This window comes from Pseudomonas sp. rhizo25 (assembly GCF_031931935.1).
GTDB lineage: Bacteria > Pseudomonadota > Gammaproteobacteria > Pseudomonadales > Pseudomonadaceae > Aquipseudomonas > Aquipseudomonas synxantha.
The window spans coordinates 75,287-95,387 of sequence record NZ_JAUJXA010000007.1 but is presented as its reverse complement, the minus strand read 5'-3'; the positions used below and the strand labels follow the sequence as shown (position 1 = coordinate 95,387).

The window sequence follows — 20,101 nt, the reverse complement described above, 5'->3', positions numbered from 1 at the left end:
TGGGCGGCTCTATGGCAGGAGATGGGAGGCTTATTCTAGAAAGGCAGGTGGCTAAACATAAGTTACAAAACCTGTTTAAACCGCCCATACACTTTTCAAAACATGGTTATGAAGGCTATAACCCGTGCTTTCGAAAGCCACACGCAACTGGAGCCTTACCATGGACAAATACGACCGCATGCTCCTCAGCGCTCTGCTCGAAGACGGCCGCGCCTCCTACGCGCAACTGGCGCGCACCGTGAACCTCTCCGCCCCCGCCGTGGCCGAGCGGGTCGCCAAACTGGAAGCCAGTGGCGTGATCACCGGCTACCAGGCCAAGGTGGATTTGTCCAAAGTCGGCTTGCCGATTCAGTGCGTAATTGAACTGCGGCTGACCAATCACGGCAGCCAGAAGGTGTACGACGCCCTGGCGCAAATTCCCGAACTGACCGAATGCCACCGGGTCACGGGCGACCCGTGCGTGATCATGCAAGCGGCGGTAGGCACCATGCCGCAGCTGGAAGACCTGATTAATCGGGTAGCGAAGTTCGGGTTCAGCAAGACCTCGATTATTTTGTCCAGCGCCATAGAGCGGCGGGTGCCGTTGGGGCAGTTGGAAGCCAACGGGAAAAATGGTGGCTGACCTACCGCGCACTGTAGGAGCGAGCTTGCTCGCGAAGGACCTGAGAGCGCCGCGTGCATTCAGGACGCCAGCGTCACCGTTGACGTTCTTCGCGAGCAAGCTCGCTCCTACAAAGGGCTTGATCTGCGCTGGACGATCAAATCAACGATCTGCTCGATGGTCGTAATGCGATCCCAATCCTCCTGCGTCGCTTGCAGCTTGAACTGCCACTTGATCTGCATGACAAAGCAGGTCAGGTCGTCATCAATGATGTCGTAGTCATGGATGAAATCGGTTTGCTCCGTCACTTCGCTTCGGTCGATAAAACCGATGATATCGACGAATAGCTGGATGACTTTTTCGCTGATTTCGACTCGCATCAAACTCATTTTCCTTATGGTCACGAGAGCCGGAGATTAAAGGTCTGTTGAGAAATCCTCTTGAGCAAAAGGAAAACCGGAACGCTCCGACAGCAACGCAGGACTTAACCTACTGACTGTTCCGACGACACATAAAAACGCCATCAACCGCGCGGTGTTTCAGTGGCAAGCAAGATCGATCCCTTTCATTTGCGGGACGTTTCCGAGAGAATCCCACGGCCTTGTTTCCGTCGGATTCGGTAGCTAGTCTCGCCCTGTCATCGAATGTTCGGTGACCGGACGTGCAAGTCCGATGGCAAGCAAGATCATAAATAAACCTTCAGCCGATATGCCTGTTATGGCGGCTGTGCGTGGGAGGCCTTCGGGCCTGCTGGGTTTGGATCCTTGCCCCGGTCTTGCACACCTACGCACAGTTGCCACCCTAATTCGCGTGCAAGCGAACGGTGTCGACTTCTTCCAGCAAGGAGTTTCACCATGGCCAAAAAAGTCACCCCCGATCCACCCAAATCCAAAACCGACTTCCTCAGCGAAGACGCCCTGCTCCACCGTCGCGCCATCGACTACTACCTCAAGGCATCCGCCCCGGATGCGCCGATCTTTATCCTGAATGACAACCTGAGCTTCGAAGACGCCCTGGCCCATGCGGCGGATTTGTTGCATTGCGCGGTGGAGACGGCACATGCCTCGGGTGAGGTGATGAAGGCGCCACAGCGGGCGGTGATGCATTTGGTGGAAATGGCGAAAGGCGTAGTGGACCAGGCGTTGGAGTGCACACAGCCTCGATAGGCGACACATAACCCATGTGGGAGGGGGCTTGCTCCCGATGGCGGTGGGTCAGATACAGATGAGCTGACTGACACACTGCTATCGGGAGCAAGCCCCCTCCCACATTTGGATCTTTGGTGTGCTTGAGAGGGTGGCTGGTTTAGAACCCGCGATGCTTTTTCAGGTGCTCATTGATTTTGGCGGCAGGCACTTTCTGCAAGGTGCATAACAGGTCATGGGACAGTTCGCGCAGGCCGTGGGTCTGGCGCAGTTGCTGGGCCAGGTGCGCCGTGAGGTTGGCGGCCATTTCCGCATCCGCCAGCGCCCGGTGAGCCTGGCCGGTGTGGGGCAGTTTGGCGTAGGCGTTGAGGGTGCCGAGTTTGTGGTTGGGCGCAGCCGGCATCAGGCGGCGGGCCAGCAGCAGGGAGCAGGCGAATTTCTGCAGGCGGGTGCGGCGGATCAGGCCCAGTTCAAAGTCCCAGAACTTCTGGTCGAAGGCGGCGTTGTGCGCCATCAAGGGCGTGGTACCGACGAATTCGTTGACTTCGTTCATCACCCGCTCAGCCGGTGGTGCACTGCGCAGCATGGCGTTGCTGATGCCGGTGAGTTGTTCGATAAAAGCCGGTACGCGCACGCCGGCGTTCATCAGGCTCTGGTAGCGGTCCACGATTTGTCCGCGCTCGAGGATGACGACGCCAATCTCCGTAGCCCGGCAGTGGCTGCTGGGGGTGATGCCGGTGGTTTCAAAGTCGATGACCGCTATACGTTCCAAACCTGTTCCCACTCCGTCTAACAATTTATTTGAGCAGCAACGCGCCTTCGATCGGCACGTAGCGGCTGGCGGCGCGGATCAATGAATTGGCCGTCAGCCCGGGCACGCCATAGGCCACGGCTTCGACGCCATGCTTGTGAATGACACGGTCGAGCAGCATGTCGAAATCGCCATCACCGGAGGCCAGCACGATTTCGTCGACATGGTCGGCGGCGTCCATGATGTCGATGGTGATGCCTACGTCCCAGTCGCCCTTGGCCGAACCGTCGCTGCGCTGGATATACGGTTTGAGTTTTACCGTAAAGCCCAGGTTACGCAGGATCTGCTGGAATTGCTGCTGCTTGCTGTCGCCACGGTCGATGGCATACGCGTACGCCTCGACAATCTGCCCGCGCGCGCTGATGTCAGCCCACAGGGCGGCGTAGTTGAAGTGGCAGCCATAGGCCTGGCGCACGGTGTAATAGAGGTTTTGTACATCGGCGAACACTGCAATTTTCTTCACCGCACTTCCTCATAGACAGCCAGGCTCATAGACAGCCAGGCGCCAGCGCCCGGAAAGGGCGCCAGTATGCCAGCCAAGGGAGCGTTTCCGGGAAAAAATCAGACCGGAGCGCCGTGGCGCCCCGGGCCAAGAGGTGTCAGACGAAAGAATCGTCGTCGCCAAAGGAAGAGGAATCGTCGGAATAATCGCTGTCAGCGAAGCCGTCGGCATTGTTGCTGCCCCAACTGTCATTGCCGGCAAACTTCTGGTCATCGTTGCCCCAGTCACCCTGGTCGCTGGTCGGTGCCGGTTGTTCAATGATTTCTTCCACCACCTGCGGCTGCTGGTTGTGATGGAACAGGCTGCTGATGCCTTCGGCGAGCAACACACCACCAGCCACACCAGCGGCGGTCTTCATGGCGCCGCCGAGAAAACCGCTGCCCACTGGCGCGGAGGCTGCCGGTGCTTGCGGTTGCTGATAGTTCTGCTGCGGTGCAGGCGGGTTGAACGACGGCCGTGCCGGCTCACGCCAGCCGCCACCGGAGTTGTTCGGCGCAGGCTGTGGCTCACGGGAGCTACCGCCAAAGATGCTCGACAAAAACCCACCACCACTGGCCGGCGCCGGTTGCGCGGACTTGGCCCGCTGCAGTTCGTCCTGCAATTGCTGGATCTGTAGCGCCTGCTGCTTGTTTTGCGCATCCAGAGCCTGAAGCGCGTGTTCCTGCACCAGTAACGACTGGGTCATGTAGTACCCGGCGGCGGGTTGGCGAGTCATGTGCTCCTTGATCCGCGCTTCGGCCTGGGCGTCGCGGGGGGCTGAGTCCGTTTCGGCTTGCTGCAACCGTGAAAACAGTCCATCGATCAGGGTTTGCTCTTCGCTGTTCATGGCGACCTCGTTAGATTGCCGATAAAAAATTCTGGTCCCGCCTGTGGTCAGGCCGGGTGCCCTCCAGTTATGGGGATGTTACGAGTTGTTTCAATGGTCTTTACTCAAGGTTTACGTTTGTGCCCCTTGGACCCCGATCGGTTAAAGTGTCGCCCTCTGCTTCCAGGCCTGTGATGATCCTGATGAATCCGTTAGACGTTTTGCGCGACTCCTTGCGTTTTACCCAGCGCAACCTGGGCGCCATCGTGCAGTTGTGCCTGCCGTTGGTGATCCTCGAAGCCCTGCTGCAACAAATACTGGACCACACGCTGGGCCCGGATGCGTTTCCCGGCTACAGCGTGGTCGTGGGTTTATTGGTGTACCCGCTGTACACCGGCGCCCTGATCCTGTTTCTCGACGCCCGCACCCGTGGCGAGTCGCCACGCACCAAGGATGTATGGGCCATGGCTCTGAGCCTGTGGCCGCGCTTCGCCTTGCTGACGGCCATGAGCACGTTGCTGATATTGCTCGGCCTGTCGCTGTATTTCCTGCCGGGCTTGTGGCTGATGGTGGTGTTGGCGTTTGCCGAATACCTGCTGGTGCTGCGCGGTATGCCGGCCCTGGAGGCGATGAAGGAGAGTTTTCGCCTGACCCGCGGGCATTTCTGGCGAATCCTGGTGTGCCTGCTGTGCGTGATGACCCCGTTGTGGCTGCTCAAGGGCGCCAGCGTGGCGGCCTATCCTGAGCCCGCGCCGTTGCTGGGGTTGCTGATGGACAGTGCGCACAGCTTCCTGCAATTGTTCACCAGCGTGGTGCTGTTCCGTTTATTCATGTTGATCGGTGGCGACGCCGACGCGCGGTGATATGCTCCGTGCCTCTTCTGACACGCAAATAAGCCGAGCCGATGACCCGTTTATTGCGCATCACCCTGTTGAGCCTGTTGATCGTCGCCGGCCTGCTGGCGGCGCTGATCCAAAGCTTGACCTGGCGCCCCGCCGATAAAGAGACCTTGCCCGTCAGTTGCGTGGCGCCCCGCGCCCCGACTCTGCTGCCGGGGCAGGCGCTCAAGGTGATGACCTGGAACGTGCAATACCTGGCCGGCAAGAACTACGTGTTCTGGTACGACACCCCCGACGGCAGCGGCCCGGATGACCGCCCCACCGTTGAAGACATGGCGTTCAGCCTCGACGAAGTAGCACGGGTGATCCGCGACGAACAGCCCGATATCCTGTTGCTGCAAGAGATTGACGAGGGCGCCAAACCCTCTCACTACCAGGACCAGCTGGCGCTGTTGCAAGAGCGCCTGGTCGACCTCTACCCCTGCAGCGCCCAGGCGTTCGACTGGAAAGCCGACTTTGTGCCCAACCTGCACATTTTCGGCAGCGTCGGTCGCAAGCTGGCGACACTGAGCCGCTACCAGATCGAACATGCTGAGCGCCTGCAATTGCCGTCCGCCGACGCCAACTTCATCAGCCGCCAGTTCCAGCCCAAGCCCGCCTTGCTGTTGACCTACCTGCCGCTGAGCGACGGTGGCCAGCTGGCGGTGCTCAATACGCGGCTAGAGGCCGGCATACCCGGACGCGGTGCCATGCAAGAGCAAGTCGAGGCCACGGTGAAGCTGCTGGACAAGTTTGAAGGCCGCGGCACGCCATGGCTGATCGGGGGAGATTTCAACTTATTGCCACTGGGGCAGTTCCTGCGTTTGGATGCGCAAAAACGCGGGCAGTATTCGCCGGACAGTGAGCTGCACCTGCTGTGGGACAAATACCCGATGATCCCGAGTAACAGTGAATCCAGCGGAATAAACCGTGAGCAATGGTTGACCTATTACCCCAATGATCCGAGCCTGGACGGCCCGGACCGCACCTTGGATTACCTGTTCTTCAGCCCAAGGATCAAGCGAGTGGAGGCGAAAGTACGGCAGGAAGATACATTGCGTATTTCCAACCATATGCCAGTGATCGCTCGTTTTCTCCTGCCCGCTACGTTTTAAACGCCGAACTCAATCTGAAAGTCGACTTCCCGAGAGTTGTTGTGCACAGCCAAAGAAGGTGGCCCTGGACAGACTGATCAGCGCCGCTCGCTTGTGCGGGAAGTCAAACTCCTTGAGTTTCTCGAAGCCGAGCATTTCGCTGCAACGCAACAAACGTTCATTGTCTGCGCGGGGCTCTGCCATAACGCGCTGGGTGCGAACGTCATCAAGAAACATGTAGTGGAGCAAGGACGGGTACCAGGCCTCCAACCATTGGCGCCCCCTGAAGGCCTCTTCGCCCACTAGCAGGTGGAAGCCACGATCAAAGTCCGTCGCCTGGCAAAACGGCGCGAGCCTGTCCTCCTTGGCCCAATACACCTCAAAATAGCCAAATGCCTGCGCATCAAAAAAGCCGATGAGAGGAATAACCCGAGAGTCGGCAAGTTGCGTTTCAAGGAACGCCCGGTGATAGTCCAGGTCCCCTTCCTCCTCCCAGAAAAATGAAACCCGGGGATCATTCATCCAGCGATTGAACTGGACCAGGTCCCTGTCAATATCAGCCACTTTGAAACTCAGGGTTTTCCCCAGCCAGGGAATATACCGGGCATAAACATCACCGGTAGGCTGCCGAGGGCGAACCGGGATGCTGGGCTCACCCGATCCTGCATAACAAAGTGGGTAACTGTTGATCATGCCCTTGGAACACCAAGGCAATGACAACTGCCAAAACATCTCGGCCAGTACCCAACACTTTTCGTTCTGAAAGAGGGCGATGCCCAATTCGCACAGTTGGGCACTCAATGGATCAGGCAACAGCACCTCGACCCTGTCGCGCAGAGGGTTATCAGCAAACCATGCCTCCAGCGCCGCGAGCACGTGACTTGGAGAGGTTGATTTCTCAATGGCCAGTTTGCTGGCTGAGCAAGAGGGGTCAATCATTTTAAAATCGCCGTGCGCGCTCTGTAATTCGAAACAGACAGTCCCGGACTCAAGATGCACGGCGATTTCTGAGCGATCAACGATGACATGGGCTGCTGCCCCGGTAATCTGGCCAACCCTTGTGACTCGATTTGTGTGTTCGTTCATAAGCACCACAGTCTCTCTCTTATCCAGCCCCATAAGGTCAAGACGTGGTGCGCCCACATAAATTTAAGTGGGCCTTATACAGTGACGTTGGCTGCTCATGGCTTCCTGGGCTTCGCCCTGGCCGTCGCTTCGGCCACCAATGGATCTTCGGGCCAATAATGTTTTGGGTACCGGCCTTTAAGGTCTTTCTTCACTTCGGCATAGGTACTGCGCCAGAAATTGGCGAGATCCTGGGTCACCTGCACCGGCCTGCGAGCCGGTGACAGCAAGTGCAAGGTCAGTGGCTGTTTTCCCTGGGCAATTGTCGGTGTTTCTGACAGCCCAAAAAGCTCCTGCAGCCGCACTGCAAGCACTGGAGGGTGTTGCGAATAGTCAATGCGAATGCTCGAGCCCGAGGGCACCTGGATGGACTGGGGCGCTTGAGCGTCCAATGTGTGCTTGAGCGGCCAGGGCAGCAGATTCCTGATGATCGAAGACAGGTCCAACTGACTGAAGTGACTGAGCCGGGTGATCTTGCCCAGATAGGGCGTGAGCCACTCTTCGAGCGTATCCAGCAGATTGGCATCGCTGAGGTCGGGCCATTGACTGGTGCCCTGGCCATTCTGGATATCGAACTGACGCAACAACTCGACTCGAGCCTGCCACTGACGCAACTCAGGGTTCCAGGGCAGCAGTTCAATGCCCTTGCGCCTCACGAGGTTGACCAGCGCGAGCGAACGGGCGTGCTCGTCGAGGTTGGGCAGCGGCGTTGTGGAAAGCACCAGTTGCCCCACCCTCAATTGCCGCTCGGCCTTGAGCACCCCTTCCCTATCATCCCAATCGATCTCATCGACTGACCTTACCAGGTCGCTTAGCTGATCCTCGAACAGTGCCGGGTCCAGGTCGCTCGCCAGGTAAATCCGTTCCTCACGCTGGCCCTGCCGACTGCCCAGATCTGCCACTACCAGCCACTCATGCTTGGTGAGCGCATCGGGTTCGGCGAAGACTGCCGCGCGCCCGTTGGAAAGACGATACTCCGCTACGCTTGCACGCCGTTGCAGGCCAATTCGATCAGGGTAGGCAAATGCCAACAGGCAACCGACCCAGCGTGGATGATCAGGCGCGCTGACCGGGCTGGAGGCACATCCTCGCAGCAGGGATCGATACTGCCGGGCAGACTGCTTAACGCGTTGGAAGGCGCCGCTGCCACGGCGTGCGTTCTGCTCGCCAGACAATGCACTGAGCCGGGTATGAAGATCAGCACCTGCGCCACGCAGAATGTCCTTCTCCCCCAGCAGGGCTGCGATGTTGCAGGCCAGGTCATCCAGGCCCATGGCGTGGCCCTTGATGAGCAGATGAGCGATGCGCGGATGCGCCGGCAGCTCGCTCATGGCCGACCCGTGAGGTGTGAGCTGACCCTTATCATCCAGCGCGCCCAGGCGCTTGAGCAGGTCCCTGGCTTGGGCAAAAGGCGCCGAGGGTGGTTGGTCGAGCCAGGTCATTTCATCTGGCTTCATGCCCCACCGGGCCAATTGCAGCGCGAGGCCAGCCAGATCGGCTTGTAGAATTTCGGGGGTGCTGTAACCCGCCATTTGCTCGTGTTGCGACTCTGACCATAGTCGGTAGCAGACACCCGGCTCCAGGCGCCCGGCTCGCCCCATCCGCTGAGTCGCACTGGCCCTGGAGATACGCTGGGTATCAAGCCGGGTCATGCCACTACGCGGATCAAACTTCGGCACCCGTTCAAGACCGCTGTCCACCACCACCCTGACCCCTTGGATGGTCAAGCTGGTCTCGGCAATGTTGGTTGCCAGCACGATCTTGCGCGAGCCTGCGGGTGCCGGGTCAATGGCAGCACGTTGTGCGTTCAGATCGAGGTCACCGTACAGCGGACAGAGCATGACGTCTGGACGACTGCCCAGTTGCTCCTTCAGGGACTCGGCCACGCGCCGAATCTCTGCCTGACCCGGAAGGAACACCAGGATACTTCCCGGCTGCTCATGGAGGGCGGCCAGGCAGGTGTCAGTGACCCGTGTGTCGAGAGGCTGGCCTGGCTGATAAGGGCTTCCCCAGAGGGTGGAGACCGGATACATCCGCCCTTCACTGGTGATCACCGGCGCGTCATTCAAAACCTTCGAGAGCCGAGCGCCTTCCAATGTTGCAGACATCAGCAGCAGCTTGAGTGGCGGCTCATCACGCAGCAGTTCACGCGCACTCACGCAGAGGGCCAAGGCAAGATCGGAGTCCAGGTTGCGCAGGTGATACTCATCGAAGATGACCAGCCCTACACCGTCCAACGCCGGATCGGCCTGAAGGCGGCGCGCCAGGATCCCTTCGGTGACCACTTCGATCCGGGTGCGAGGGCCTACTCTACTCTCGAGGCGGATGCGGTAGCCGACGGTATCACCAACCTTTTCGCCCAGCTCGCTGGCCAGCCGCTCAGCAGCGGCCCGCGCGGCCAGGCGCCGGGGTTCGAGCATCAGGATGGTCTGCCCGGCGAGCCAGGGCTCGTTCAATACGGCCAAGGGCACACGGGTGGTTTTACCGGCGCCGGGTGGCGCTTCCAGCACCACTTCATGGCGATGCGCCAAGGCGTCACGCAGGGCGGGTAAAACATCATCGATCGGCAACGAATTCATACTGGCTCCAAAGCAGAGCGGCGAGTATAACGGCGAACTGCTGAAAGCCGGCTGTGGTCTCAACAACACCCGCCCCTCCCACATTCGATCATCGGCGCCCGGCAGATCTGGCTTATAGTCACCCATAAACATGTTCAGGAGACTTTTCATGCGTATCGCTTCCCGTGTCATCGGCGCTGCATTAGCCGTCACCCTGCTGAGCCAACTCACCGCCTGCGGGTCGATTTTCTATCCCGACCGCCGTGGCCAGATCGACGGCAAGATCGACCCGGCCATTGCCGTCCTCGATGCCGTCGGCCTGCTGTTCTACGTCATCCCCGGCTTGATCGCGTTTGGGGTCGACTTCGCCACGGGTGCGATCTACTACGAACCCGGCAAGACCGCCCAGGTCGCCCCCGAGAAACTGCGCGAAGCCATCGGCGCCGACGGCCAGGTCGACAACGCCAAGCTGCAGAGCATCATCCAGAAGGAAACCGGCCGTACCTTGCCGCTGGACGACCCACGGCTGATCCAGTTCAAGGGCAGCGTGCAGCAACTTGCGTCCCTGGGCCTGCAACCCGCCGCGTAAGGACAGCCCATGACCAGCAGCCCCGAACACGCCCGGCTTCTGCGCCTGGCCACTCGCGCCTCGGTGGGCGTGGCCTGTGTGCTGATTATCACCAAGGCCATCGCCTGGTGGCTCAGCGGCTCGGTGAGTATGCTCGCCGGGCTGACCGACTCGCTGCTCGACGGCGTGACCTCGCTGTTGAATCTGCTGGCCGTGCATTACGCCCTGCGCCCGGCCGATGACGATCACCGTTATGGGCATGGCAAGGCGGAGTCGCTGGCGGGCATGGCGCAAGCCTTGTTTATTGCCGGCAGTGCGGTGCTGATTGCGCTCCAGGCCTTTGAACGGCTCAAGCATCCTGAGCCGGTCGGCGCACCGTGGCTGAGCATCGGCGTGATTATCCTGTCGCTGGCGCTGACCGTGGCCCTGCTGATGCTGCAACACCGCGTGGTGCGCGAAACCGGCTCCAACGCCGTGCGTGCCGACTCGTTGCATTACCGCTCAGACTTGCTGCTCAATGGCAGCATCCTCATCGCACTGGTGTTGGCGGGCTTTGGCTTTCATCAGGTCGATGCGTGGTTTGGCCTGGGCATCGCCGCCTACATCCTGTGGAGTGCGATCCAGATTGCCCGGGAAAGCTTCGCGGTGTTGATGGATGAAGAGCTACCGCCGGACGTCAGCCAGCACATGCTGGAACTGGCCCGTGGCGTGCCCGGGGTACTGGGTGCCCATGACTTGCGCACGCGCATCTCCGGCAGCCACTGGTTTGTGCAGTTGCACCTGGAACTGCCGGGGGAACTGACCTTGTCGGTGGCCCATGGCATCAGCGACCAGGCCGCCGACGCCATTCACCAGGCCTACCCGCGTGCCGAAGTGCTGGTGCACGCCGACCCGCTGGAAGTGGTCACCGGCAACAAGGCCTAGTACTGCACCTGATACCCACGACTGCCCAGGCAGTTGCCCTGGGCCTGGCGGTAGGTTTGCACCACCGCCGGGTCAGGCGCGTAGGTAACGGTGCGCGGGTCGAAGCCACTTTGTTGCACGGCCCAGCGATAACAGTCGTAGCCGTCCTGCTGCACCTGGGCCGGCGACTGGCCGTTGGCGGGATAGGCAACCACATCATAGCCATTGCCTTGCGGCGCCGGCTGGGGCGATGGCACTTGCGCCGGCGGCTGCACCACCACGTATTGCTGGGTGCTTTGCTCATAGGCGTAGTAGGCGCCAGCGGCAAGGAACAAGAGTGAGTCACCTACCCACACTTCACGCGCATAGTCCGGCAGGTACTGCACACGAATGCCATACGGCGGCGTCACTACCACGTAGCGCGGACCTTGGGGGCGATACCAATAGCCGCCGGAGTAGAAGTAGTCCTGGCCACGGTAAGGCACGCGATAGTTACGGTCGGGGAAGCGGTCCACCACATAGCCGGGACGGTGCTGCGGGCCTGGGCCCCAGCCGTTGCCGTGCCCGTCGGGGCGGCCTGGCCAGCGGTTATCACCAGGACGATCATAACCAGGCCGCGAACCTGGGCCGCCAGCCTCCCAATGCCGGTTGTCATCGTTGCGTCGAGGAATATCGCGGTAATACCCCTGGCGCGGCTCCTGGGTCTGACGCACGGTATCGGGCCTGCCCTGGATCGGCAGGTTATTGGAGGGTTGCGGCTGCGGTGCCGGTCGCCCTGGCTCATTACCTTGAGGGCGACCTTGCCATTGACCCTCGTGCTGGCCGCCGCGATCAAAATGCGGGTTTTGTGGGCGTGGTTGATTGTTTTCAGGCCGTTGCGCCGGGCCCGGTGAGTTATCGCGCTCGTCGGCCATTACCTGCGTGCCGACGCTGACCACCAGCAAACCAACACCTGCCATACGCCAGATGCGCTTCATGCTATTCCTCACTGCGGATTAGGGCCTTACAGATGAGACTGGAAAAGCCCCACCCGGTTCTCAGGCAGGTTATCAGTCGCGGGCAGTATTTTCTCAAGGCAAAAGAAAAGGGGTGACCCGTCGGCCACCCCTTGAGAACTTCGTCCATGCTCAACGCTTTTGACGTTGGCTCACCTCACGCCGTCTTGTGGACAGTGTGCAGCCTGGAGGCCGGCTCAACCCTGCTGGGGCGGCGGCCGCAGCGGGCCTGATTGGGCGCGCTGCTGTGGACTGTTGTCCAGGCGGTGATTCTGTTGATAAAGATACCCGCCAACGCCCGACGGATGATTGCGAAGATTGCGTCAATAAACAGTGCTTGCGCAATTTTTAACCCTTCATGGATAATTCAACGCAATAGTTACGACAAAGGCCAACCCAATGAGCAAGCTTGACCGATACGACCTGAGTATTTTGGCGGAATTGCAGCGCGACGCGAGGATCTCCAACCAGGAGCTGGCCGAGCGTATCGGCCTGTCGCCTTCGCCCTGCTCGCGCCGGGTCAAGCAGCTGGAAGACGACGGCTACATTGCGCGCCAGGTTGCCCTGCTGGATCGCAAGATGCTCGGCCTGAGCCTCACGGCCTACGTATTGATCGGTATGGACCGGCACACACCTGAGCGCTTCGAGAATTTTGAAGCCGCCATCCGCACCTTGCCCCAGGTGCTGGAATGCAGCCTGGTGACCGGCATGGATGCGGACTATCAGCTAAAGGTCGTGGTGCCGGATATGGACCACTATCAGAAACTGCTGCTGGGCCACCTCACCCGCATTGAAGGCGTGACCAGCGTGCGTTCCAGCTTTGTGCTCAACCAGGTGCTCAACAGCACCGAACTGCCCCTGACCCACCTGCGCACTTAAGGTCGGTGAAGGCCAAATGTGGGAGGGGGCTTGCTCCGCCTTCTGTAGGAGCGAGCTTGCTCGCGAAAAACTCACAGGCGCCGCGTTCATTCAGCAAGTAGGCGTTATCGTTAACGTTTTTCGCGAGCAAGCTCGCTCCTACAATGGCATCAGGGCAAGCCCCCTCCCACATTTTGACCGCGTACGACTCAAGTCAATGTTGCGTCTGTGACGCTGCCGTATACTGCTCGCTTGTCTTGCTGGAAGAGTCCCATGAACAACATCGACCCCGCCCTGTTTGAAGAATGGATGATGACCGGCCTGGTCACCATCCTCATTATTTTCATGGGCTTCATCGTCTGGGACCTGGCAAAGAAATCCAAGGCTGGGCGCTTTGGTTCGTTCATCCTGTTCTTCGTGCTGGGCCTGGGCGTGGCCGCGTTCATCATCAAGAGCGTGGTGATCGGCCTGATCGAGTCCGGCGCTCTATAAACGCGCCGGTACTGCCTTCCATTGGCCCTGATCCAGGCCATCGATAGACCAATCACCAATGCGCACGCGCACCAGTCGTAACGTCGGCAGGCCCACCGCCGCGGTCATGCGCCGGACCTGGCGGTTACGCCCTTCGCGAATGACCAGCTCCAGCCAATGGGTCGGCACACTTTTGCGAAAGCGTACCGGCGGGTTGCGCGGCCATAACGCGGGTTCATCCAGTAGCCGCGCCTCGGCAGGCAAGGTCATGCCGTCATTGAGTTCCACGCCATCGCGCAGGCGTTGCAGCTGTTCTTGCGTCGGCTCGCCTTCCACCTGCACCCAATAGGTTTTCGCCAGCTTGTGCTTGGGGTCGGCAATACGTGCCTGCAACTGACCGTCATTGGTCAGCAACAGCAGGCCTTCGCTGTCACGGTCCAGGCGCCCCGCCGGGTAAATGCCGGGAATGTCGATAAAGTCCTTGAGGGTCGCACGCCCACTTTCGTCGCTGAACTGGGTCAGCACGTCGAACGGTTTATTGAACAGGATCAGCTTCGGCTCGGACGGTGGCGCCTTGGCGACACGACGGGCAGCGGCATGTGGAGGTTTCACGCCAGGGCGGCGTGAATCAGGTCGGGTAGGACGGGGCATGGCAAAAGGAACATCCAGCGGTCAGGACCGACAATGCTAGTGGCCTGACCGCCAAATGACCATCCCAACCGCTTAGCGGAACGGCGGCTCGTCGAAGCTGCGCAATTTACGCGAGTGCAACGAGTTGAGTTCGGTGCGCAACAGATCGACCGCCTCGATGCCGATTTTCAGGTGCTGGCTGACCGCACGTTCATAAAACGCGTTGGCCGAACCCGGCAGCTTGATCTCGCTGTGCAAGGGTTTGTCCGATACGCATAACAAGGTGCCATAGGGCACGCGCAGACGGTAACCCTGGGCAGCGATGGTGCCACTTTCCATGTCCACGGCCACGGCACGGGACAGGTTGATCAACGGACGTTCCTGGGCCCAGCGCAGTTCCCAGTTGCGATCGTCGTAGGTCAGCACGGTGCCGGTGCGCAGGCGTTTTTTCAGTTCTTCACCTTTTTCGCCAGTAACATTCGCCGCGGCTTGCTGAAGGGCCAACTGCACCTCGGCCAGGGCCGGGATCGGGATGTTCGGCGGCACCACACGATCAAGAATGCCGTCACGACGCATATAGGCGTGAGCCAGTACGTAGTCACCGATGGTCTGGGATTGGCGCAGGCCGCCGCAGTGGCCGATCATCAGCCAGCAATGCGGGCGCAGCACCGCCAGGTGGTCGGTGATGTTCTTGGCGTTGGATGGGCCGACGCCGATATTCACCAGCGTCACGCCGTGGCCATCGCTGGCTTGCAGGTGGTAGGCCGGCATCTGGTAGCGGTGCCAGACCACGCCTGCGGCAATCGCCGAGGCCTCGCCGTGGTCCATGCTCTTGTCGATCACCACGTTGCCCGGCAACACCATGCGGATAAACCGTGGGTCGCTGCGCAGTTGCTCCAGGCCGTGCAGGATGAACTGGTCAACGTAGCGGTGGTAGTTGGTCAGCAGGATCCACGGCTGTACATGGCGCCAGTCGCTGCCGGTGTAATGCACCAGGCGACGCAGGGAAAAATCCACGCGGGCCGCATCGAACAGCGCCAAGGGCAACGGGTCGGTGTTTTCCCAGTCGTAGAGGCCGTCGGCGATGCCATCGGTGGCGGCGGACAGGTCGGTACTGGGGAAGACCCGGGCCAGGGTCGCGGCAGTTACGCCGGAGCCGGCCAGTTCGTCGCCCTGCTCGACCACGTAGGGGTAAGGGATGTTCTGCTGGCTGACGCCCACTTCCACCGTCACGGTGAAATCGTGCATCAGCGGCACCAATTGTTCGAGCAAGTACTTACGGAACGCGGCCGGGTGGGTCACGGTGACGCTGTAGGTGCCGGGTAACTGGACCTTGGCATATGCCCGGGTGGTCTGTGGGACTTCGCCATGGCAGTGGTAGGTCAGGCGCAGTTCCGGGTAGCGAAACAGCGCGCGTTGTGCGGCGTCGGGCTCGATGCGATCCTTGAGGTATTGCTTGAGGGCTTGATTGAGCGCACTGGTAGCACGCTCATGCAGGGCCGCCAGCCGGTCCACGGCCTCTTCGGCGGTTTTAACGACAACAAAAGCTTCGGTCACGGTAAGCATCCTGTGTTCTGGACTTGCAGACCTTTATCTTGCCTGTATCCAGGCTTCACCGAAACACCAGGATTGGAATGCATTTTAAAATGTGAAGGTGACAAGCCCTAATACCATGTAGGAGCGAGCTTGCTCGCGAGAAACCCATAGGCGCCGCGTTTATTCAGAAAGTACGCGTTATCGTTGACGTTTTTCGCGAGCAAGCTCGCTCCTACAGTTGACCGTGTTTATTCAGGGGGATGGCGGGGTTGAGCGCGCGACTATGGCGTCTACATCCACCCCTCGCGGCAAGGTACCGTACACACGCCCCGACGATTCGCCCAACCGGCTGGCGATAAACCCATCGCTGACCGCCGCATTCCCGGCCTCCAACAACAACTTGGCCTGCAACGCCACGGCGATATCCTCAGTCAGCTGCCGTGCGCGGTACTGAATGTCCTGGGTGTCCATAAAAGCCGACTTCAGTTGCTCGATATGCCGCGTCAACAGCTGGTCGCCATGCCCATCGCCCAGTTCGACAAACAGCGCCTCCAGCACGCCCGGCTCTTTCGACAATGCGCGCAACACGTCCAGGCACTGCACGTTACCTGAGCCTTCCCACGTTGAATTCACTGGTGCCTCACGGTACAGGCGCGGCAGGATGCTGTCCTCCACATACCCGGCACCGCCCATGCATTCGGCGGCTTCGTTGATCATCGCGGGCGCACGCTTGCAGATCCAATACTTGCCCACCGCCGTGACCAGCCGGGCGAACTTGGCTTCCTGCTCATTATCAAGATGATCCAGCGCGCGGCCCATGCGCAGGCTCAAGGCCAGGGCCGCTTCGCTTTCCAGGGCCAGGTCGGCCAAGACGTTTTGCATCAGTGGTTGTTCGCCGAGTACGCGGCCACCGACTAAACGGTGGGCACAGTGATGGCTGGCCTGGGTCAGCGCCTGGCGCATCAAGGCGCTGGAGCCGACCATGCAATCGAAGCGGGTCATGGCGACCATTTCGATGATGGTCGGTACGCCTCGGCCTTCTTCGCCGACCATCCAGGCCAGGGCGCCGCGAAACTCCACTTCGCTGGAGGCATTGGAGCAGTTGCCGAGTTTGTTCTTCAAACGCTGGATATAGAACTCATTGCGCGTGTCATCCGGGCGATGCCGGGGCAGCAGGAAACAGGTCAGGCCCTTGTCGGTCTGGGCCAGGGTCAGGAAGGCATCGCACATCGGCGCCGAGCAGAACCACTTGTGGCCCACCAGTTCGTAGGCCTGGCCGGGGCCGCTCGCGCCCACGGGGTAAGCGCGAGTGGTGTTGGCGCGCACGTCGGTGCCGCCCTGCTTCTCGGTCATGGCCATGCCGATGGTGGCGCCGGCCTTGTGGGCGATACCGACATTGCGCGGGTCGTATTGGGTATTGAGGATCTTCGGCAACCAGAGGTCCGCCAGCTCCGGTTGCAAACGCAGGGCCGGGACGCAGGCGAAGGTCATGGTCAACGGACAACCGGTACCGGCTTCGGCCTGGCTGTGCAGGTAGGTCATCGCCGCACGCGCCACATGGGCGCCGGATTGCGGATCAGCCCAGGGCAACGACGGTAGGCCATGCTCGACGGCGGTGCGCATCAGCTCGTGATAGGCCGGGTGAAATTCCACCAGGTCGATGCGATGACCATAACGGTCATGACTGCTGAACACCGGTTTGTTCTGGTTCGCCAGGAACCCGGCTTCCATCAACGGCCCACCGGCCAGTGCACCGTAGGCATCGATACGCGATTGCGCCCAGCCAGCGCCAAAGCGGCGCGACCATTCTTGCAGGGGCAGATCGATGCGGTAAAGGTTGGTGCCGTCCAGGGACGGTGGCTGGTTGGTGACGTCGTGGGTTTCAGCAAACTGATGCAGGTTCATGACGGGCCTCTTGGAGATAAGGCCACATCGATTTCAGGCTGTCTGTAGGAGCAAGCTTGCTCGCGCCTACACAAGGCACCGTTCGATTGAGGCCGGTTATTTCAGTTAAGCACCGACCTCACGCTCAAAAAAGTGGCATACCCGCCGAATGTTCGGCGCTTTCGCCCTCTGTCGTGCACAGCACATGGCGCTCCAGCACGGCCTGCAAGGCGTCGAAACGCAGGGGTTTGGCCAGGCGATCAGTCATGCCGATACCGTGGCAACGCTCACGTTCCGGCCCATCGGGCGAGGTAGTCAGGGCAATCACCGGCAACTCACCGCAGCCGGGCAAAGCACGAATCTGACAGCACAACGAGAAACCACCTTCAGGTACGTCCAGCAGTACTGCATCAAAACGCTCACCTTGCAGTTCTGCCAGTGCGGCCGGGCCGTTATCCACGGTTTTGACCTGGTAGCCCAGTTTGAGCAGCATGCCACGCACCGCCAACTGGCCCACGCTGTTGTCGTCCACCAGCAGCACCTTGCATTCATGGGGCAAACGTTGGGCGTGGTGCCCCGGCGCGCGCTGCTTGGGTTGCGCAGGCGCAAGGCCGACGTCCACTTCCAACTGGAAGCGGCTGCCTTTGCGCGGCTCCGAATGATGGGTCAAACGCCCGCCCTGCAGTTCAATCAACTGCCGGCAAATCGCCAAGCCAATGCCCAGGCCCCCGTACTCGCGGGTCGTCGAGCCGTCGAGTTGGAAGAAGCGCTGATACAGCGTGGCCTCGTCGAGAAAGGCAAAACCGATACCGGTGTCGGTCACGATAAAGCTCAGGTGCAATCCGCCATCCGCTTGAGGCACACCGACCACACGCAAGCGCACAACGCCGATGTGGGTAAATTTGAACGCATTGTCCAACAGGCAATCCAGGCATTGGAGCAGCTTGCCCGCATCGCCGATGACCCGGTCCGGCAGTTCATCCGCGACGTCGATGGAAAACTCCAGGCCCTTGGCTTGGGCACTGGCGGTGAACTGCTGGCGCACAGTATCAAGCGCCCCACGCAGGCTGAACACTTGGGGCTGCGCCACCAGGCGGCCGGCCTGCAATTCGGTCAGGGTGAGGATGCCGTTGACCATGCGCATCATGTCCCGCGCCGAGCCGGCGGCGGTTTGTTGGTACTGCGCCAGGTCATCGGTCAGGGGGACGGTCTGCATCAGCTCCAGAGAACCGATCACACCGTTCATCGGCGTGCGCAGTTCGTGGGTCAGGGTGGCGAGGAATTCATCTTTGAGGCGATTACTGCGGGCCAGTTGCTGGTTGAGCGCCTCCAGCTTCTGGCTGGCGTCGAGGAGGATTTGCGCCTGCTGCTCACGCATGCCGTTGATGCGGTCGGCCAGGGCCAGGGACAGCAGCGCCACTTCAATAGCCGAGCCGATCTGGCTGGCATACATGGTCAGGAACACGTTAGGCAGGTAACCCAGCACCATCAGGGTGTTGACCACCCCGCCAAGCAGGAACGCCGACCAGGCGATGATGAAGTAGCGCGCCATACGCTGCCCGCAGTACCAGGCCTTGATGGCGGCGACAAAAATGGTCACGGTAAATACCAGCGCCAGGCCCGTGGCCAGGCGCAGGGCCACGGCGTAGCTGGTCAGCAGCGCCAGCGCCATCACCAACCCACCACAGGCCGCCAGCGCCAGCAGCATCCGGTTGATCCAGCGACTGTGCTGCGCGGTATGCAGGAAGCTGCGGGCGAACAGGCTGCCGAACAACGCCGCCGAACCGATCAGGAACGGCACCGCCGCGTTCGCCCACCACGGGTTGTTGGGCCAGAAGTACTGCACCGCGACGCCGTTGACCGAGAGCTGGTACAAACCGAACGATGCGATATAGAGGATGTAATAAAGGTAGCTGGTGTCGCGCACGCTCAGATAGATGAACAGGTTGTAGATCAACATGCCCAGTAACACACCATAGATCGCCCCAAGCACATACAAGCGCAGCGGCTGTTCTTCCAGGTATGCCGTACCCGCCCATAACGTCAACGGCGCCTGGATCGAGCCCTGGCTTTGCAGGCGCAAGTAGAGGGTCTGTTGCTGGTCGGGCAGGAAGTTGAGCTTGAACAAGTAGTTGCTCTGGCTCACCTCACGGCTGGAAAACGGCAAGGCGCTGCCGGTGCGGGCGGTCAGCCGGTAGTAACCGGCGCTGTCGCTCTGGTAGAGGTCCAGGCGATTGAGCGGCGGGTAGGCCAGCTCCAGAAACCAGGCGCGTGGTGCACGGGGATCCTTGGCGGTGTAATGCAGGTTGACCTTGAGCCAGAACACCGAGCGCGAATAGCCGGCGTTGAGGGTGACTTTGTCATGGGTCTTGAACTGTGCGGCGTAGGCGGGGGAGCTGACATCGGCGATGGTGAGGGTATCGGTGGGATCTTCGAGCACTTGCATGACCTGGCCAAGCGGCAGGCTTCGCGTGTCCGGGTTGAACTCGACGGCGCCGGCAAGCATCGGCAGCCCGCACAAGATAAAGATCAGCAAATAGCGCATAAAGCCCCAGCGTGGCCTGTCCGGCTGTGTCAAAAGCCCCCCATTCCTTTTGAGAAGACGTACACCGGCGATACAGTAAGTTGTTTGGATGCACTTTAGCATAGCCATTAAAGGCCATTGGACAGCATTGAAATATTTTTTTGAAAGGCTCTGGATCGAGGCTTTCAGCATTTAAACCGCAGGTTCGAGCCG

The 20,101-nt window shown here is 60.4% G+C and carries 19 protein-coding genes; 8 read left to right on the top strand and 11 right to left on the bottom strand.

All coding sequences use genetic code 11. The annotated features are described in order from the left end of the window. The first annotated feature begins 160 nt into the window (after window positions 1–160). A complete protein-coding gene (locus QZR30_RS17215; protein ID WP_005791661.1) occupies window positions 161–622 on the top strand; it encodes an Lrp/AsnC family transcriptional regulator in 462 nt (153 codons plus the stop codon). A 107-nt stretch (window positions 623–729) separates the two neighbouring features. Here the strand turns inward: QZR30_RS17215 and QZR30_RS17205 are convergent, their stop codons facing one another. Further along, entirely contained in the window at window positions 730–981 is a 252-nt protein-coding gene (locus QZR30_RS17205) for a hypothetical protein (protein ID WP_046069638.1), read from the bottom strand. 474 nt (window positions 982–1,455) lie between these two features. On the opposite strand from QZR30_RS17205, the gene QZR30_RS17200 reads away from it, so the two are divergent. Continuing rightward, entirely contained in the window at window positions 1,456–1,767 is a 312-nt protein-coding gene (locus QZR30_RS17200) for a DUF6124 family protein (protein WP_059397675.1), read from the top strand. Window positions 1,768–1,906: 139 nt separating this feature from the next. Here the strand turns inward: QZR30_RS17200 and QZR30_RS17195 are convergent, their stop codons facing one another. The 3 genes from QZR30_RS17195 to QZR30_RS17185 all read right to left on the bottom strand — a co-directional run bounded on the left by QZR30_RS17195 (window position 1,907) and on the right by QZR30_RS17185 (window position 3,885). Continuing rightward, a complete protein-coding gene (locus tag QZR30_RS17195; protein ID WP_043050666.1) occupies window positions 1,907–2,518 on the bottom strand; it encodes a 3'-5' exonuclease in 612 nt (203 codons plus the stop codon). Between the two features lie 25 nt (window positions 2,519–2,543). Beyond that, the gene (locus QZR30_RS17190; RefSeq protein WP_057024475.1) at window positions 2,544–3,020 is read right to left on the bottom strand and encodes a LabA-like NYN domain-containing protein; all 477 of its coding nucleotides are present in this window, start codon (window positions 3,018–3,020) and stop codon (window positions 2,544–2,546) included. A gap of 136 nt (window positions 3,021–3,156) precedes the next feature. After that, window positions 3,157–3,885 (bottom strand): DUF2076 domain-containing protein, encoded by a 729-nt coding sequence (locus QZR30_RS17185; protein ID WP_311903730.1) that lies wholly within the window; start codon window positions 3,883–3,885, stop codon window positions 3,157–3,159. Between the two features lie 182 nt (window positions 3,886–4,067). On the opposite strand from QZR30_RS17185, the gene QZR30_RS17180 reads away from it, so the two are divergent. Further along, complete coding sequence (locus tag QZR30_RS17180; RefSeq protein ID WP_005791669.1) at window positions 4,068–4,727, top strand: YciC family protein; 660 nt, start codon at window positions 4,068–4,070, stop codon at window positions 4,725–4,727. Window positions 4,728–4,768: 41 nt separating this feature from the next. Further along, on the top strand, window positions 4,769–5,857 hold the full coding sequence (locus QZR30_RS17175; protein ID WP_046069641.1) for an endonuclease/exonuclease/phosphatase family protein: 1,089 nt from the start codon (window positions 4,769–4,771) through the stop codon (window positions 5,855–5,857). Window positions 5,858–5,866: 9 nt separating this feature from the next. On the opposite strand, the gene QZR30_RS17170 is transcribed toward QZR30_RS17175, so the two are convergent. Together QZR30_RS17170 and hrpB are read right to left on the bottom strand one after the other, a co-directional pair. Further along, window positions 5,867–6,922 carry a GNAT family N-acetyltransferase gene (locus QZR30_RS17170; protein WP_108240733.1) on the bottom strand — a complete coding sequence of 352 codons (1,056 nt, stop codon included), beginning with the start codon at window positions 6,920–6,922 and terminating at the stop codon, window positions 5,867–5,869. A gap of 95 nt (window positions 6,923–7,017) precedes the next feature. Next, the gene (gene hrpB / locus QZR30_RS17165; RefSeq protein WP_311903729.1) at window positions 7,018–9,540 is read right to left on the bottom strand and encodes an ATP-dependent helicase HrpB; all 2,523 of its coding nucleotides are present in this window, start codon (window positions 9,538–9,540) and stop codon (window positions 7,018–7,020) included. 148 nt (window positions 9,541–9,688) lie between these two features. Here hrpB and QZR30_RS17160 point away from each other — a divergent pair, with 148 nt between their 5' ends. Then, window positions 9,689–10,108, top strand: coding sequence for a hypothetical protein (locus QZR30_RS17160; protein WP_056845804.1), 420 nt, complete (start codon window positions 9,689–9,691; stop codon window positions 10,106–10,108). A 9-nt stretch (window positions 10,109–10,117) separates the two neighbouring features. Further along, window positions 10,118–11,011 (top strand): cation diffusion facilitator family transporter, encoded by an 894-nt coding sequence (locus QZR30_RS17155; protein ID WP_046069665.1) that lies wholly within the window; start codon window positions 10,118–10,120, stop codon window positions 11,009–11,011. Here QZR30_RS17155 and QZR30_RS17150 read toward each other — a convergent pair. Then, window positions 11,008–11,967 (bottom strand): DUF6515 family protein, encoded by a 960-nt coding sequence (locus tag QZR30_RS17150; RefSeq protein WP_059397670.1) that lies wholly within the window; start codon window positions 11,965–11,967, stop codon window positions 11,008–11,010. The genes QZR30_RS17155 and QZR30_RS17150 overlap by 4 nt on opposite strands. Before the next feature lie 417 nt (window positions 11,968–12,384). Between QZR30_RS17150 and QZR30_RS17145 the strand changes: the two genes are divergently transcribed. After that, window positions 12,385–12,864, top strand: coding sequence for an Lrp/AsnC family transcriptional regulator (locus QZR30_RS17145; protein ID WP_003194418.1), 480 nt, complete (start codon window positions 12,385–12,387; stop codon window positions 12,862–12,864). 261 nt (window positions 12,865–13,125) lie between these two features. Further along, a complete protein-coding gene (locus QZR30_RS17140) occupies window positions 13,126–13,335 on the top strand; it encodes a DUF2788 domain-containing protein (protein ID WP_025999909.1) in 210 nt (69 codons plus the stop codon). Here QZR30_RS17140 and QZR30_RS17135 read toward each other — a convergent pair. From QZR30_RS17135 to QZR30_RS17120, 4 genes are all read right to left on the bottom strand, one after another. Then, entirely contained in the window at window positions 13,330–13,965 is a 636-nt protein-coding gene (locus QZR30_RS17135) for a pseudouridine synthase (RefSeq protein ID WP_046069667.1), read from the bottom strand. The two genes, QZR30_RS17140 and QZR30_RS17135, sit on opposite strands and share 6 nt — an antisense overlap. A 72-nt stretch (window positions 13,966–14,037) precedes the next feature. After that, complete coding sequence (gene amn, locus QZR30_RS17130) at window positions 14,038–15,510, bottom strand: AMP nucleosidase (RefSeq protein WP_162252751.1); 1,473 nt, start codon at window positions 15,508–15,510, stop codon at window positions 14,038–14,040. 222 nt (window positions 15,511–15,732) lie between these two features. Continuing rightward, the gene (locus QZR30_RS17125) at window positions 15,733–17,385 is read right to left on the bottom strand and encodes an acyl-CoA dehydrogenase family protein (protein ID WP_311903728.1); all 1,653 of its coding nucleotides are present in this window, start codon (window positions 17,383–17,385) and stop codon (window positions 15,733–15,735) included. A 124-nt stretch (window positions 17,386–17,509) separates the two neighbouring features. Beyond that, window positions 17,510–19,909: a hybrid sensor histidine kinase/response regulator gene (locus QZR30_RS17120; protein ID WP_311903727.1), complete on the bottom strand. Its 2,400-nt coding sequence runs from the start codon at window positions 19,907–19,909 to the stop codon at window positions 17,510–17,512. Between the last annotated feature and the right edge of the window lie 192 nt (window positions 19,910–20,101).